The sequence below is a fragment of the Solibacillus sp. FSL K6-1523 genome (assembly GCF_038005225.1).
Lineage (GTDB): Bacteria > Bacillota > Bacilli > Bacillales_A > Planococcaceae > Solibacillus.
Window position 1 is genome coordinate 239950 of the sequence record NZ_JBBOSU010000001.1, and the last position, 16586, is coordinate 256535.

A 16586-nucleotide genomic window follows, 5' to 3' on the forward strand; every position below is an offset into this window, starting at 1 on the left:
ATAAACGAGGAAATAGACGGGGCACATGAAGAAAATGATATAGTTCTATTTTTTGAAAAAAGTGAAATTGTAAGCTGATATTAGTGAATAGATAAAATCAGTTTGAATTAAAATGGAAATCAATCCAAAGGCAAAAATCCTTGATGTATAAGGATTTTTGCCCTTTTTTATGAAAATCACTTGCTGCAATAAATCAGTCTAACGTGATTTTTATTATCAGAAAAAATAAATTATTTTGGTAAATAAGGTTGTTTATTTGGAACGGATAGATTAATATAACTCATATAATACAAAACCTAGTTGAATAATTGGTTTTAAAAGAGGTGATTAATTTTGGTGACATCGCTCGTATCTATTGACCATGTATCAAAAACATACGGTGAGCACGGCCCGCTTGTTTTAAATAATGTGTCTTTTAATATTGCAAAACGCGAGGTCATCTCGATTCTTGGGAAAAGTGGCTGCGGAAAAAGTACGTTACTGAATTGTATCGGTGGCTTTGAACGAATGAATGAAGGGCGAGTGCTGCTTGACGGGCAACCGATTACGAAGCCAAGTAAGCGCTGTGTCATGCTCATGCAAAACTACGGCCTGTTACCATGGCGGTCTGTTCGCAAAAATGTGGAATTAGGATTAGAGGGTGCAGGGCTTTCTAAACAAGAGGTGAAGAGCAGGGTTGCACATTATTTAGAAATGGTGGGCCTCGCAGATCGTGCCGCGTCTTTGCCGAGCGAATTGTCTGGTGGAATGCAGCAACGGGTCGCCATTGCGAGGGCACTTGCGATTCAGCCAGAAGTCATTTTAATGGATGAACCATTTGGCGCGCTAGATACATTTACACGTTATTATTTGCAAGATGAACTGATGCAAATTCAGCAACGCGAAAAAATGACCATTATTTTAGTGACACATGATATAGATGAGGCCCTTTATTTATCTGATCGTATCTTTATTATGAAACCGAATCCGGGTGAGATTCATAAAGAAATTTCTTTGAAAATGGCGAAACCACGTGACCGTTCAGACTCAGATTTTCAGCATTACCGAGAATTAATTTTCAATGAGTTCCAGTTCACTCAGGAAAAAGCAGCAATCGAGTTTAATATTTAGGGGGCAAGGGATGAAGAAGTCTTATGCACTAGTATTGCTAACAGTTGTACTTCTATTAGCTGCTTGTGGCGGTGAAAAATCCGTAGATGGCGCAAAGCCAACAATCAAAATCGGCTATTTACCAATTACACATGCCGTACCGCTTTACATGCAAGCCGCTACTGAATATAACGATTATCAGTTGGAACTCGTGAAATTTGGTTCTTGGCCAGAGTTAATGGATGCGCTCAATACAGGTGCTATTGACGGGGCTTCCGTACTTATTCAGTTAGCAATGAATGTAAAAGAAAAGGGCATTGATTTAAAAGCAGTTGCTCTAGGACATCGCGATGGTAATGTGCTCATTGGTGGCAAGGATATATCCTCAGTAGAAGATTTAAAAGGCAAGTCATTTGCCATTCCAAGCCGCTTCTCTACACATAATATTTTATTGTATGAAATGCTGCAAAAACACAGCATTAATTATGATGAGGTGGATGTTATTGAGTTGCCACCTGCTGAGATGCCTGCCGCGCTTGCGGAAGGAAGAATTGCTGGCTATGTTGTAGCGGAGCCATTTGGTGCGATGTCCGTTGCCCTTGAAAATGGGACGGTGCTTTATCAATCCGATGAAATTTGGCAAGATTCCATTGATTGCGGTTTAGTACTACGCGGTCAATTTATCGAAAAAAACAAAGAGCTTGTACAAAGTTTTATGGATGATTACGTAGCTGGTGGTGAGTTAGCGCAGCAAAAAGATGATCATACACATGAAGTAGTCGGCAATTATTTAACAGTAGATAAAGAGGTTTTAGATTTGTCACTTGAATGGATATCATACGATCACTTAAAAATAGAAGAAGAGAGCTATACGATTTTACGTGATGCATTAACGACAATGGGGTTATCAGAAAATCCACCAACATATGAGGAATTTATCGATGCTAGCTTTGTAAAGTAGCATGGGACGGAGGGGAATTATGACCAAAACGAAAAAATTTCCACTCATTGTGATGGGCTTTGTATTGCTCATTGCGGTATGGCAAATGGTAGCCGTTATTGGTGGACATCAGGCGGCACTTTTCCCTCCGCCATTAAAAGTGGGAGCAGCTTTAGTGTCCATCATAGTAGATGGTTCCATATTTACACATATACAAATTAGTTTATTTCGTTTCTTTACAGGTTATGTAACAGCAGTTTTCGTAGCGGTGCTGCTCGGGTTAGTTTTAGGTCGCTTACCTGTTGTGTGGCAAGTACTAGACCCGGTCGTTCAAGTATTAAGACCGGTATCACCGATTGCTTGGTCACCATTTATCGTCTTATGGTTTGGGATTGGCAATATGCCGGCAATTGTGATTATTTTCATCGCGGCATTTTTCCCAGTGTTATTATCAACAGTTTCAGCGGTGAAAAAGGTTGATCAAACGTATTTGCGCATTGCGGCAAATTTTGAAATGAGCCAAGTAGAGACGTTATGGAAAATTGTATTGCCGGCTTCGTTTCCGATGATTGCTAATGGTTTACATATGGCACTCGGATCAGCTTGGATTTTCTTAGTAGCCGGTGAAATGGTAGGAGCACAGTCAGGACTTGGTTTTTTAATTGTCGATGCCCGCAATTCCCTCAGCTTAGATCTTGTCATGGCATGCATCGTAATCATTGGAGTGCTTGGTTTAATTTTAGATAAAGGGATTCATTATTTCGAAACATGGGTGAATCGTATTTGGGGCGGCACCCAATAAAAAATAAGGAGGAAATACAAATGAGTTTATTTTTAGTCGAATCAACAATTAACGAGGTTTCATCAAAAGAGGCATTTTCAGCATTGGTGGAGGAAATTCACGCAACAGAAGGTGTTGTAGTCGTTGAAGTGCAAGTAGCGAAAGACTTTTCACGAGGCTATTTCATCATTGAAGCGGCAGATGGAGCAACAGCAATAAAGGCAATTGTTTTACAAAATATAAGCATCGATTTAGTGAAAGAAGTACGTTTAATTGGGAAAGAATTAGCAGAAGTAAAGGCTGGCGGTGAGCAAGTAAACTATTTAGTAGAGTGGGAAATTCCAGCAGAAATCACAATGGAAAAATATTTAGAGCGCAAAAAGAAAAACTCTGTGAAATATGAAGAAGTACCCGATGTAAAATTCTCACGCACGTATGTATGTGAAGATATGACGAAATGCTTATGTTTCTATGATGCACCAGACGAAGCAGCGGTAAAGCGTGCACGTGAAGCTGTATCAACACCGATTACTTCATTAACTGAATTAGCGGATTAATAGGGAGGGTGCGGCGACTATGGCTATCAATACAAATCAACTACAACAGATTATTGGGGAAATATTAAAGCCCGTCGTCAAAAAAGTAGATGAGCAGGCGTATTATGCAGAAGGTTATATAATCGCGCTAAGTGAAGCAGGTTTTTTCAATTCTGCTGGGAAAGAGCAGGCGACGATTTTACAAGATGGTGTAGCCGTTGTGCGTGAAACGGCTAAAGTTTGCATGACAACAGCGTTTTGTATTTGGTGCCATTTAGCTGCATTAACATACTTACGCACGAGTAAAAATGAGCATTTGCAGGCAACGATTTTACCAAAGTTGGAGCAAGGTGAACTGCTTGGTGCCACTGGTTTATCAAATCCAATGAAGCATTATTCAGGACTTGAAGAATTGTTTTTAACAGCACAACAAACAGCAGAGGGCTATATTATTAACGGGGTTTTACCGGCTGTTTCGAATTTAGGAAATCGTCATTATTTCGGTGCCATTGCGGCATTAGGAGAACGAGATGTTATGGTGCTCGTTTCAACCGATACACCTGGATTAGAGCTGAAAGAAAAAGTAGGTTTTATCGGTGTGAATGGCAGTGCGACGTATACGTGTAAATTCAATCAAGTATTTATTCCCACGAATCAAGTGATTGCAGAGGATGCGCGCGCTTTTTGTGATGAAATTCGTCCTTCGTTTATTTATTATCAAATTCCACTTGGTCTTGGCGTTATTGCGGCGGCAGGTGAAGGTATTGAAAAAGTGAAGGCTAAGCAGAACGGTTGTAATGGTTATTTACAAGTGCAGGCAAGGGAGTTATTTGCGCAGTATGATCGCCTAAATGCAGAACTTGAGCAAGCGGCGCGGCATTTGAATTTAGAAGAAGTTGTTAATATCCGTTTACAAACTGTGCAAACTACATTAGCGGCAGTTCAAGCGAATATGATGCATAATGGGGCAGCGGGTTATGTGGCAGGAAGTGTTGCCTCACGCAAATTACGGGAAGCATATTTCTTTGCCAATTTAACACCAACTGTACGCCATTTGGAAAAGTTAAAGGCGGAATTTAAGGAAATACCGGGAATTTTACATTGATGAAAGGCTCTTCATGGCTACGGCTGTGAGGAGCTTTTCATTTGAAGTTGGAGAAAATAACTTGGATCAAGCGCGACTAGCTACAGTCATGCTTGTGGTATTACTGAAATATGTTTCACTGGCTGATGACGTATATTGTGATGACTGATTTTTGGTATCACTTCCACTGAATTTCTATGATTGAAGGCTATTATCATGTCTACCCATAAAATAAGCTCATTATCATTCCACTAAGATAAGCATCCGTATTTGTTGTTGGAGTTTGATTCTTTGTTGTTTGCATTTTTTGCCCCTCCATCTTTAGTAGTTAACATCTATTTTAAGTCGTTGAGAAATCTAGTACTTTCTACTATAGACTATTGACCTATACAAAACATATACAGGTTGGAGTAGATGCTAGAAGTCATGCCACAAAAAACATAGCTATATATGTTGAACTTATGAAACTAACATCCCATTAGAATGAAAATCTGACTGAGATACGTCGCCTCCCACGGCAGCGACGCACTCGATTGAGTAAGATCTTTTAGAACGAAAAACTTTATACAAGGCTGGCCTTGCTACATGCGCACACAGATGAGTCGTATAGATTTGTGCAAACATTGTCTGTGCGCCTCATGTGCTTAGCCAGCCTAAACTAGCAAATACTTTATTAGAAATTTTATTGGAACACTTAAATAATAAGGATAGGATCTTATGTTTAACTTATATATGTAGTAATTGTATTTTTGGGTGAATTCTAATTTGGAATGCTCCTAAAGACAAAAATAAACGTGTATTAGTTCGATTTCATAAAGATTTTTGTTCTAATAGTACAAAAAATAATACATATTCCTTACATATTTAATCTCTTAGGCTATATAATTAGAATATTCAGAACAATAAAATAGGAGGTAGATATAAAAAGACGGGGTGAATGATGTGAATGAACGAGCGCTACAGCAATTTCAAAATATTTTAGGGAAAGAACATGTGAAAAATTCTACAGCACAACTACTTGCATACTCATATGATGCGACTGCGAATTTTCAGCGTATGCCAGAGGTTGTACTATCGCCAGAAAGTGCCCAACAAATTATCGAAATACTCCATGTTTGTAATACATTTAATATCCCAATTATCCCTCGTGGCTCAGGGACAAATTTAGCAGCGGGTACAGTACCATATGCGGGAGGGGCTGTGTTGTTATTTAATCGTATGAATCGAGTAATCGAATTTGATCAAGAGAACTTAACGATTACAGTGCAACCAGGAATGATTTCAGAAGACCTTTGTAAATTTGTTGAGTCGCATGGATTATTTTATCCACCTGATCCAAGCTCCATGAAAATCTCTACGATTGGTGGAAACGTGAGTGAAAATTCTGGAGGTTTACGTGGCTTGAAGTATGGTGTGACAAAGGATTATGTAAAAGGCTTGCAAGTCGTTTTAGCGAACGGTCAGCTATTAAAAACAGGTGGGAAGCTCGCAAAAGATGTAGCAGGCTATGATTTAACATCTTTACTTGTAGGTGCAGAAGGAACGCTAGGCATTATTACAGAAATAACGTTGAAGTTGATTCCGTTGCCAACAAAAAAAATGACGAGTGTTGCGTATTTCCATTCATTAGAGGACGCAGCTAGAACCGTTTCACAAATTATAGCGAGCAAAATAATACCCGTGACACTCGAGTTTTTAGATCAAAAAACAATTGTCGCGGTAGAACAATTTATGAAAATCGGCTTGCCAACAGATGTGGAGGCGATGCTCGTATTTGAACAAGATGGCGACGAAACAATTGTTATGAAAGATATTAATGAAATGACACGGATTGCCAAAGAAAATGGCGCATTCATTACACAGTTAGCAAAGGATGAAATAGAAGCTGAAAAAATTAAAACGGCAAGACGCGTTGCATTATCGGCTCTATCGAAGTTACGTCCAACGACAATATTAGAAGACGCGACAGTTCCACGTTCAGCGCTTGCTGAAATGGTACGTCGCATTAATAAAATTGCTGAGCGCAACAATGTGAATATCGCAACATTTGGTCATGCAGGTGATGGGAATTTGCATCCGACTTGTTTAACGGATGTACGGGATCATGAAGAAATGGAACGTGTTGAACAAGCATTTGCTGAAATTTTCGAAGCTGCACTTGATCTCGGTGGCACGATTACAGGTGAACATGGAATTGGTGAGATGAAAGCGCCATATTTGGAATGGAAAGTTGGCGAGTCAGGGATTCAGCTTATGAAGGGCATTAAAGCCGTATTTGACCCAAATAATATTATAAATCCCGGTAAAATATTCGCCAAGGAGACGAAGAAAAGGGTGATGCTCCATGTCTAAAACTGGGTTGATGCAGCAGTCTTTTGAACACCATGTATCCGATGATTTATTACTCGATTGCATGCGTTGTGGCTTTTGCTTGCCAAGTTGTCCGACTTATTTACATATGGGACAAGATGAAACACAATCCCCTCGTGGACGTATTGCCTTAATGCGTGCAGTACGTGATGGATTTATTGAATGGGATTCATCGATAGAGCGATCATTCGACTTATGTCTAGGCTGTCGTGCATGTGAACCCGCATGCCCTGCAGGTGTACAATACGGCACATTAATTGAGCAAACACGTGAAGCGATACAATCTTTAAAAACGCCTGGGATCGTTGAAAAAACAGCACGCAAAATCGCTTTTGATCATTTATTTGTTGAACAAAAGAAAATGGGGAAAGCAGTTAGTTTAGTTAAAGTGTATCAAAAATCGGGCTTGCAAAAGGCAGTGCGTAAAATTGGATTTTTAAACCTATTTCCAAAGCATATGAAGTCAATGGAAGCAGCATTACCACCTGTAGAAAAGCCAGTTGCAACATTGCGAAAAGTGCATACATCACCATTAAAAGTAGCATTTTTTACTGGCTGTTTAATGGATACACTTTATAAAGAAACAAATGGAAAAACAATCGCCTTGCTAGAAATGCTTGGCATAGAAGTTACTATTCCTGATGGGCAAAAATGTTGTGGTGCTCTACATGGACATAGTGGTGAACTAGCGCGTGGATTAAAAAATATCGAGCAGAACATTGAGGTATTTGATTCCGATGACTTTGATTATATCGTAAACAATGCAGGTGGTTGTGGTGCATTTCTTAAAGAATATGAGAAACATTTATCAACGGAAAAGGGACAGCGATTCTCTCAAAAAACAATCGATATTTCTAGTGTGCTCATAAAGGGGGGATTACTAGATTGGTTGCAAGCATTGCCAAAAAGAGAGGTAAAAGCAGTTGTAACGTATCAAGATTCGTGCCATTTACGCAATGTAAATGGGGTCATTACAGAGCCACGTGCCATTTTAAATAATTTGCCTGGTATTGTTTATAAAGAACTACCAAAGGCCGATATGTGCTGTGGTTCAGCAGGTATTTACAATTTACTACAGCCCGAGCTTGCTGGTGAGATTTTGAAGACGAAAATGTACCATGTGAAAGAAATCAATCCAGCTATTATTGTTACAGCCAATCCGGGTTGTTTACTACAAATGCAAGCAGGCATCCATCTTGAAAATTTACAACAAAATATGCAAGCTATGCATATTGTTGACTTAGTATATTCAATAATCAAAGAGAATGAATAACCTAGGAAATATCTATTTATCTATATAAGTTTAACCAAAGAAACTAGCCTAATGATATAAGTGTTCTATATAAAGTACCTGCTAGTTTAGGTTGGCTAAGCACATGAGGCGCACAGACAATGTTTGCACAAATCTATACGACTCATCTGTGTGCGCATGTAGCAAGGCCAGCCTATTTAAAGTTTTTCCTTTCTAAAACCTTCTGCATTTTTGCGCCGCTTGCCGTGGGAGGCGGCGTCAATCTCAATAAATTTTATTGTCGAGTTCATATTTCAAAAAAGATATTGAGTAGCGAAAACGAACTTCATATTTGAAAAAATGATTAGAAGTTGTAGTGGTAAAAACTTGAATAGAAAGAGTTGATTGGAATGCAGGGAAAGCGTCCGACCCGGAATGGAAATCAACTGTCCCTTTATTAAGAAGGATTATTAATGATAGATTCTTTAATTTAATTATATAGATTGAAAATAAACGTATCTATCGTTACTTATAGCGTATGATACGTCTTTTTTTAGGAGGTATAAGATGTTTGACTTACAAGTAATCGGATTTAAAATCGTAAATGAATTATCAGAACTAATTGAACAAAACGTTGTAGTCATTGATCATAATGGTTTTATAATTGCCTCGACAGATAGCAAACGACTTAACCAATTCCATGAAGGTTCACTTATAGCGATGAAAAGAAAAGAAGTCACACATATGACAAAGCAAATGGCGTCTAGTTTAAAGGGTGTACGAGAGGGGATGGTTATGCCATTAGTTATTGAAGGCTCATCAATTGGCGTTATTGGTGTGACAGGTCAACCAGAGGAAATAGAGAAATACGGCAAATTAGTACAAAAAATAACGCAATTGTTCGTTGTAGATTTTTTACGTCATCAAGAGCAAGCACGTGATCATCGCCTTTTCGAATTGTTCATGATTGATTTGTTAAATGGCAATCTAAACGAAGCGCTTATTATGCAACGTGCGGAAATGCTAAACTTAGATATGCCATTATATGACCGTATTATTATATTACAAGTTGGTAGACGTTTTGAGTTAAAGGAAATTAAGGAGTTGCATCATATTCAGTTTATCCATACGCAATTGAAAATTGTCCAATGGAGCTTTGATAAACTAGTTGTGCTCGTACCGAAAGTAACACGAGAACACTTAACCCAATCATTGCAGGTCTTTTTAAGGAAAATAGAAAAAATCTACAAAACTGAAGTTTTAATTAGCGTCGGTAACAGCCACCCATTTACAATGTTAGATATGTCATATGAACAGGCATTAATGGCGCTTAATACTACCGTGAAGGCTACCCAAATCATCTTCCAAGAAGACTTAAAATTAGAGTTGCTATTAAATAGCTTAACTAAGGAGACAGCTAAAGAATATATGCATCGCACCCTTGGAAAGATTTTAAATGAAGAAGAGTTATTACAAAATTTAGAGGCTTGGCTTGTGTCACATGATTCATTACATGACATAGCTGAGACATTACATATCCATAAAAATACACTGAAATATCGTTTGAAAAAGATAGAGAAAATACTACAGCTAGATCTTAATGAACGAATGCATCAGGTAGAATTAATATTAGCAATTCAAATCTATAGGAAATTTTGTTAAAGCTCAGAAATGGGCTTTTTTAGTTCTTAAAAACAAAACGTAACTAATATTTTCATATTATTTAGCTCTAGTGAACATATTTTTATAATTTTCTAAATTATATAATAATTAAGAAGTGACAATTTTTTACTAAGGTTTAAATATAGGGGGGATATTATGGGGAAGTTTTTTAAAGGGAAAATATTATTAACGATGCTATTGGCAATTTCAGTGGTACTGGCAGCATGTGGAGACAGTGCTGAACCAGGAGAAAGTAAATCACAAAACTTAAAGATGTCGGTGACGGTTTCGGATTCTTCAACATGGTATGAAGCAGCTTCAAAGTTTGCTACGGATGTTGAAGAAGAAACAGATGGTCGCATTAAAATTCAAGTTTATACAAATGAACAACTTTCTGGGGGAGACTCAAGTAAGGCTGTTGAAGGGTTAGCGAAAGGTTCAATCGACTTAACATTTAACTCGACAATTATTTATTCAGTTTTGGATCCACGTTTTGGCGTTATTAGCGCACCTTTTTTATTCCAGACAAATGAACAAGTAGAAAAAGCGCTAGCTGGTGAAGGTGGCGAAGGTTTAACGAAGGTCTTAGCTGAAAAAGGCGTACATGCACTTGGATTTGGTGAGAGTGGTTTCAGACAAATCACTAATAGTAAGCGACCAATTCAAAAACCAGAAGATTTAGAGGGTTTAAAAATTCGTATTCCTGGTATCACAATGTATACGGATTTATTCCGTGAATTAGGGACTGACCCTACAACAATGACATTCTCAGAAGTATTTACATCTTTACAACAAGGTACGATTGATGGCCAAGAAAATCCGATTGATGTTATTTCATCATCTAAATTACAAGAAGTACAAAAATATATGACGCTTTGGAACTATTCATATGACCCGATTGTACTTGGTATGAATAAGAAACTTTATGATTCTTTAAGTGACGAAGATAAAGAGATATTTGACCGACTAGGTAAAGAAGCAACTAAATATCAAGTTAAAATCTCTCGTGAAAAAGAAGCGAAACAAATTGAAGATTTAAAAGCAAGTGGGATGGAAGTATACACACCAACTGCTGAAGAAATTGCAGCATTCCAAGAAACTGTACAACCAATTTATGATAAGTATACAGATGTTTGGGGAGCAGATTTACTTAAAGCGTTTCAACAATAACAGGGGGGAATATTAATGAAGATATTAGACTACTTTGAAGAAATTATACTATTTGTATCGTTTGTAGTCATTACAGCGATAACGTTTATTAATATTCTTTCACGTAATTTTATGCAACTATCGTTATCTTTTACAGAGGAAGTAACAATTAATTTACTTGTATTATTAACGTTTGTAGGGACTTCACTAGGTGTGCGTCGTTTTGCGCACCTAGGTTTTACATTAGTATACGATAAAGGTAGCAGTGCAATGAAGTATGTAGTAGTTGTTGTTTCATCTGCTGTGAGCTTCCTATTATTTTCGGTTCTATTGTATTTTGGGATTGATATGGTCATGTTCCAAAAGCAAATTGGTCAGACGACACCGGCTTTGAATTTGCCACAGTGGATATGGTCATTAGCATTACCAATAGGGGCATTCCTATGTCTTATTCGTACAGTACAAGCATTATTTATTGAACTTAAAGTAGTAAGAGAAGAACAACGACAATCAAAACGTGAAGAGTTAGTAGAAGTGAGGGGAGAAGAAGTACTATGACAGCAACATTACTTTTTGGCTCCTTTATTTTACTTGTTTTCTTACGTGTAAATATTGCCGCATCACTCGCAGTTTCTTCTATTATCGTTATGTTTATCGCAAATGGCTTTGCAGGATTTGAAGCTGTGACAGATATTATGTATACGAGTGTGGCAAAGTTCACATTATTAGCGATACCTTTCTTCATTTTGGCAGGCGTTATTATGGACCATATTGGAATTTCACAACGCCTCATTGATTTTGCACAGACATTGGTCGGGCATCGTAAAGGCGGTATCGTCCTTGTAACGGTTATCGTAGCCGTTTTCTTTGCAGCGATCTCTGGTTCAGGACCAGCGACTGTAGCGGCTATTGGTGGAATTTTAATTCCGGCGATGATGAAAAATGGTTACCGTAAAGAAACAGCTGGAGGTTTAGTTGCAAGTGCAGGGGCGATTGGGATAATTATACCACCATCCATCGCCCTTATTATTTTCGCCGTTGTTGCAGGTGATCAAATCCCAATTACGATTAATCGTCTATTTATGGCAGGTATTATACCAGGTATTTTAGTAGGGATTGCTTTATTTATTGCAGGAATGTATGTACGTAAGCGGGATATTAAACGTGGCATTTTCAATGAAGAAGCAGAACGACAAACTACAAAAGCTACGGGTAAGGAACGTTGGGATGCATTTGTTAAGGCGATACCGGGATTGATGATGCCGGTAATTATTTTAGGTGGTATTTATGGGGGCTTCTTTACACCAACGGAATCAGCAGTTATGGCCGTTGTTTATGGATTAGTTGTAGGTCTGTTTATTCATCGTAGGGGCTACATAAAAATGATGTATAAGATTTTTATTGAATCAGCATTACAAACAGCTGTAGTTATGATTATTGTAAGTGCGGCGTCCGTATTTGCTTATATCGTGACGACGGAACAAATTGCTACAAATGTATCGAATGCAGTGTTAGGTATTACCGATAATAAGATTCTCATTTTATTACTTGTAAATCTCATCTTATTAGTCGCAGGGGCATTTATTGATGCGATTTCAGCATTTTACATTTTTGTACCAATTTTATTACCAATCATGCTGAGTTTGGGAGTAGATCCGACTGTATTTGGGATATTTATGACAATCAACTTAGCAATCGGCTTATTCACACCTCCAGTAGGGTTAAATTTATATGTAGCAGCAAGTTTATCAAAAACGAATATTATCGAAATATCTAGAGGGGTTGTACCGTTCGTAATTGCATCGATTATTGTGTTACTACTCGTAACATATGTTCCTGTAATAACGACATTCTTACCTGATTTACTCAATGTAAAATAGCTAAAGTGGGAGGTATATATATGGGATGTAAAGGTGATGTAGCGATTGTAACTGGTGCTGCAAGTGGAATTGGACAGGCGGTCGCTGTAAATTTATCAAAGCAAGGTGTACATGTTGTTTTAGTAGATTTAAATGCATGTGAAAAGACAATTGAACTTTTAGAAGACGGAAGTTATTTAGAATGTCTAGGTGATATACGTGAGGAAGAGTTTGTGAAAGCAACGGTCAAACGTACAGTTGAGAAATTCGGTGAGGTACATATTTTAGTGAACAACGCAGGTACTTGTAGCCGAAAAGATATTGAGACGATGACAGCGGATGACTGGTCACGAGATATTGATACCAACTTAAAGGCAACGTTTTTATTTACTCAAGCATGCGTATATCCACATATGAAAGAAGCTGAATATGGACGTATCATTAATATTAGTTCTATATCAGGTATTAATGGTGGAGTTGTTTCAGGACAAGAAGATGGATCGGGTCGTTCAGGTCCTGCTTATTCTGCTTCAAAAGGCGGCGTTATTGCTTTAACAAAATGGGTCGCAAAAGAACTAGGTCCATTTGGTATTACATGTAATTCAGTTGCACCAGGAGCAGTCGAAACGGCAATTACTGCTGGCGTTCCATATAGCTTAGATAGTCAAGCTGTAAAACGTATTGGTGTCCCACACGATATTGCAGAAGCTGTTTCATACTTTGCATCACGTAAGTCGAGCTATACGACGGCACAAGTGTTAAAAGTAGATGGAGGCAATGCTATTGGTTAACAATCGTTGGCAAGCTGTATACGACAAGAAGACAGATCGTATTTTAGGCCGTTTAAAACGTGGGACAGATGTAATGGAAGGTATAAAAGAAATTTGTGCACATTTTGATGTTACAGCAGGCCAATTTCAATGTATGGGTTCATTGAATTATGTAACCTATATGCAAGCTGAAAGAGCAGACGACAAGGGAAATATGAAATATTCACCGATTATGAAAACAAGTTCAGGTGTAGAACTGGTGACAGCTACTGGGTTTATCGGAATAAGCGAGGAAACGAATGAATTAGATATTCATCTGCATGGAGCTTTTATTGATTGTGATCATCAATTTAGTGCAGGACATTTTATTGAAGGCGGAAATCCGACTGCTGTTACAGTAGAATACTTAATTCATGTCGTTCATGATGTAGACGTAAAGCGCAGTTTGGACGGAGAATTAAATCTGTCATTTTTCCAATTTAAAAAAAGGGAGGCGTAACAATTGAGTACAATCGGTCAATTAGCAACTAAATCAGCGAAAGCTTACCCACAAAAAATTGCGGTGAAATATAATGATATCGAAATCACATATACACAGTTATTGGAACGTGCGCACGCATTGACGGCTTATTTTCATGCCACTGGTTTAAGGAAGGGCGACCGTATTGGTATTTTAATGTCGAATCGTTCAGAGCATATCGAGTTGGATGTGGCGATTTCGTTAGCAGGCATTATTAAAGTGCCACTCAATTATCGTCTACATCCTCGTGAACTTGAGTATCAAATCAGGGACTCGGGCTTACGATTGTTGATTGGTGAGCAACCGATTTTTGACAAGGTGGACACAACTGCACCACTGCTTTTGGTAGGAGAGCAATACGAAGCTATTATTGATAAATACCGAGGACAGTCACATATTACGGAAGTTGAAGAAGACGATTTAATGGCGATCATGTATACATCAGGCACGACTGGAAATCCAAAAGGGGTCATGCTATCACATCGCAATATGGTTTGTGGTGCAGTTTCACTAGCAACAGCTTGTGAAGTAGACTTTAGTGATACGATTGGTCATGTTGCACCGCTTACACATGGTGCAAATTTTTTATCTCATGTGGCTTGGATTTACGGCTTAACTCAAGTTGTTTATGACAAGTTTGATCCAGAAACGTTTATTCATTATTTAAAAAAGGATTGTGTCTCAGTTATTTTCCTTGTGCCGACGATGGTGAATTTAATGGTGCAACATGAGAAATTTGATGCCTCTTATTTAGAAACAATTAAATCTATTAATATGGCAGGTTCACCGATTGCTGTTACGAAACTGCAGGAAGCGCTCGATAAAGTAGGAACAAAATTTGTTGAGACGTATGGACAAGTGGAATGCCCAATGTGTATTTCAATTATGCCCCGTAATGATTTGCCAAAGAAATTAGATTCTTGCGGGCGTATAGGTCCCTTTGTTGACGTGCAAATAGTCGATGATGAGGGGAATGTATTACCAGTTGGAGAAGTTGGAGAAATTACAGCAAAAGGTCCACTAGTTATGAAAGGCTATTGGAATAACGAAGCAGCGACAAAAGAGACGCTACAAGACGGTTGGTTATATACAGGCGATTTAGGTCATGTGGATGAGCAAGGCTTTTTATATATTGTAGACCGAAAAAAAGAGGTCATTATTTCAGGTGGAGTTAATATTTACCCGCGAGAAGTTGAAGAAGTACTCAACAAGCACGAAGCTGTAAAAGAAACATGTGTTATCGGCATCCCCGACGAAAAATGGGGAGAGTCAATTGTTGCGTATGTTGTGCCGAATGGACGTGGTGAAGTGACTGCGGAAGAACTTATACAATTATGCAAAGATCATTTAGCAAGCTTTAAAAAGCCGAAAGAAATCCATATTGTATCAGAGTTACCGAAAAGTTCATATGGGAAAATACTAAAACGTGAGCTTGTGAAGCAACATATGGGGGTAATACGATGACTGTATATATCCAAAGCGTTGGGATGACGAAGTTTGGCAAGGCGGAAAATAGCACATTAAAAGATTTAATGCTACAGGCAGCGCATGAAGCTTTACAAAAAGCGCCTGGCATGAAAATTGATGCCGTTTATGTAGGTAACTTTATGGGTGGAAGCTTGGCTAATCAAGAAATTTTAGGTGCAATTGTGGCCAATGATTTAGGATTAGGCTATATTCCAACGGCAAAGTTAGAAGGAGCTTGTGCTTCAGGTGGCATTGCGCTGCGTCAAGGTGTACTTGGTATTTTAAGTGGAGAATATGAAAATGTCCTTGTTGTAGGCGCAGAAAAAATGAAGCATGCATCGACAGCCGATGTGACGCAAGTGATTAACTCGGCAATGGACCGGGATACGAGTGAAAAACATGCAGGTCTTACATTCCCAGGATTTTTTGGCGTCCTTGCAAATCGTTATTTCTATGAAACAGGAGCGAGTAAGGAACATTTAGCGATGATTGCATTGAAAAATCGCGAGAATGCTTTAAACAATCCACTTGCCCAGTTCCAAAAACCAACGACATTAGAAGAGATTTTACAGGCACGTCATATCACATCACCGCTTGGATTATTTGATTGCTCGCCTACGACTGATGGTGCAGCAGCTGTTGTGCTAACAAGCAAGCCGACAGATATTAAAGTACTCGCTTCTTCACAAGCTTCGGGACCAACAATGATGCAAGATGCAATTGATTTATTATCCATTCCAGCGATTCGTATATCAGGGGAGCAAGCATATGCAAAAGCAGGTGTTGGTCCTGAAGATATCGATGTTGTAGAAATTCATGATTGTTTTTCGATGACTGAAATGCTGGCGATTGAAGAACTGGGCTTTTATCCAAAGCGTGAAGGATGGCGAGCTATAGCAGAGGGCAAGACGAAGGTAACAGGCGAAAAACCAGTCAATACGAGCGGAGGATTATTATCCCGTGGGCATCCAATTGGCGCAACCGGTATTGCACAAATTGTTCAACTCGTGCATCAACTACGTGGAACCGCGCCAAATCAAATGGCGAAACAACCACGACTCGCATTGGCGCAAAATCTTGGTGGCACAGGAGCTTATTCTGTTGTACATATTTTAGAAAGGGTGTAGC

The 16586-nt window shown here is 38.6% G+C and carries 15 protein-coding genes; all 15 read left to right on the forward strand.

From position 1 onward, the window contains the following. The first annotated feature begins 336 nt into the window (after window positions 1-336). The 15 genes from MHI10_RS01175 (at window position 337) to MHI10_RS01245 (ending at window position 16585) form a co-directional block, all read left to right on the forward strand. Window positions 337-1110 (forward strand): ABC transporter ATP-binding protein, encoded by a 774-nt coding sequence (locus MHI10_RS01175; protein WP_445683168.1) that lies wholly within the window; start codon window positions 337-339, stop codon window positions 1108-1110. Between the two features lie 10 nt (window positions 1111-1120). After that, window positions 1121-2050: an ABC transporter substrate-binding protein gene (locus MHI10_RS01180; protein ID WP_340782238.1), complete on the forward strand. Its 930-nt coding sequence runs from the start codon at window positions 1121-1123 to the stop codon at window positions 2048-2050. Window positions 2051-2069: 19 nt separating this feature from the next. After that, window positions 2070-2831 carry an ABC transporter permease gene (locus MHI10_RS01185; protein WP_340782239.1) on the forward strand — a complete coding sequence of 254 codons (762 nt, stop codon included), beginning with the start codon at window positions 2070-2072 and terminating at the stop codon, window positions 2829-2831. Window positions 2832-2851: 20 nt separating this feature from the next. Further along, window positions 2852-3367: a DUF4242 domain-containing protein gene (locus tag MHI10_RS01190; protein ID WP_340782240.1), complete on the forward strand. Its 516-nt coding sequence runs from the start codon at window positions 2852-2854 to the stop codon at window positions 3365-3367. Window positions 3368-3386: 19 nt separating this feature from the next. Next, on the forward strand, window positions 3387-4451 hold the full coding sequence (locus MHI10_RS01195) for an acyl-CoA dehydrogenase family protein (RefSeq protein ID WP_340782241.1): 1065 nt from the start codon (window positions 3387-3389) through the stop codon (window positions 4449-4451). A gap of 921 nt (window positions 4452-5372) precedes the next feature. Beyond that, the gene (locus MHI10_RS01200; RefSeq protein ID WP_340782243.1) at window positions 5373-6782 is read left to right on the forward strand and encodes an FAD-binding oxidoreductase; all 1410 of its coding nucleotides are present in this window, start codon (window positions 5373-5375) and stop codon (window positions 6780-6782) included. Further along, window positions 6775-8073, forward strand: a complete 1299-nt coding sequence (locus MHI10_RS01205) for a (Fe-S)-binding protein (protein WP_340782248.1) — start codon at window positions 6775-6777, stop codon at window positions 8071-8073. Before MHI10_RS01200 ends, MHI10_RS01205 begins: the two co-directional genes overlap by 8 nt. Before the next feature lie 525 nt (window positions 8074-8598). Then, a complete protein-coding gene (locus MHI10_RS01210) occupies window positions 8599-9693 on the forward strand; it encodes a CdaR family transcriptional regulator (RefSeq protein WP_340782250.1) in 1095 nt (364 codons plus the stop codon). A gap of 156 nt (window positions 9694-9849) precedes the next feature. Next, window positions 9850-10863 (forward strand): DctP family TRAP transporter solute-binding subunit, encoded by a 1014-nt coding sequence (locus tag MHI10_RS01215; RefSeq protein WP_340782252.1) that lies wholly within the window; start codon window positions 9850-9852, stop codon window positions 10861-10863. Between the two features lie 15 nt (window positions 10864-10878). Next, complete coding sequence (locus tag MHI10_RS01220) at window positions 10879-11400, forward strand: TRAP transporter small permease (RefSeq protein WP_340782254.1); 522 nt, start codon at window positions 10879-10881, stop codon at window positions 11398-11400. Further along, window positions 11397-12722: a TRAP transporter large permease gene (locus MHI10_RS01225; protein WP_340782257.1), complete on the forward strand. Its 1326-nt coding sequence runs from the start codon at window positions 11397-11399 to the stop codon at window positions 12720-12722. The genes MHI10_RS01220 and MHI10_RS01225 overlap by 4 nt, the downstream gene beginning before the upstream one ends. A gap of 20 nt (window positions 12723-12742) precedes the next feature. After that, entirely contained in the window at window positions 12743-13492 is a 750-nt protein-coding gene (locus MHI10_RS01230) for an SDR family NAD(P)-dependent oxidoreductase (RefSeq protein ID WP_340782259.1), read from the forward strand. Then, on the forward strand, window positions 13485-13970 hold the full coding sequence (locus MHI10_RS01235) for a PPC domain-containing DNA-binding protein (RefSeq protein ID WP_340782261.1): 486 nt from the start codon (window positions 13485-13487) through the stop codon (window positions 13968-13970). Before MHI10_RS01230 ends, MHI10_RS01235 begins: the two co-directional genes overlap by 8 nt. Before the next feature lie 3 nt (window positions 13971-13973). Next, window positions 13974-15455 carry a class I adenylate-forming enzyme family protein gene (locus tag MHI10_RS01240; protein WP_340782263.1) on the forward strand — a complete coding sequence of 494 codons (1482 nt, stop codon included), beginning with the start codon at window positions 13974-13976 and terminating at the stop codon, window positions 15453-15455. Next, complete coding sequence (locus MHI10_RS01245; protein ID WP_340782264.1) at window positions 15452-16585, forward strand: thiolase C-terminal domain-containing protein; 1134 nt, start codon at window positions 15452-15454, stop codon at window positions 16583-16585. Before MHI10_RS01240 ends, MHI10_RS01245 begins: the two co-directional genes overlap by 4 nt. The last annotated feature ends 1 nt before the right edge of the window (window position 16586 follow it).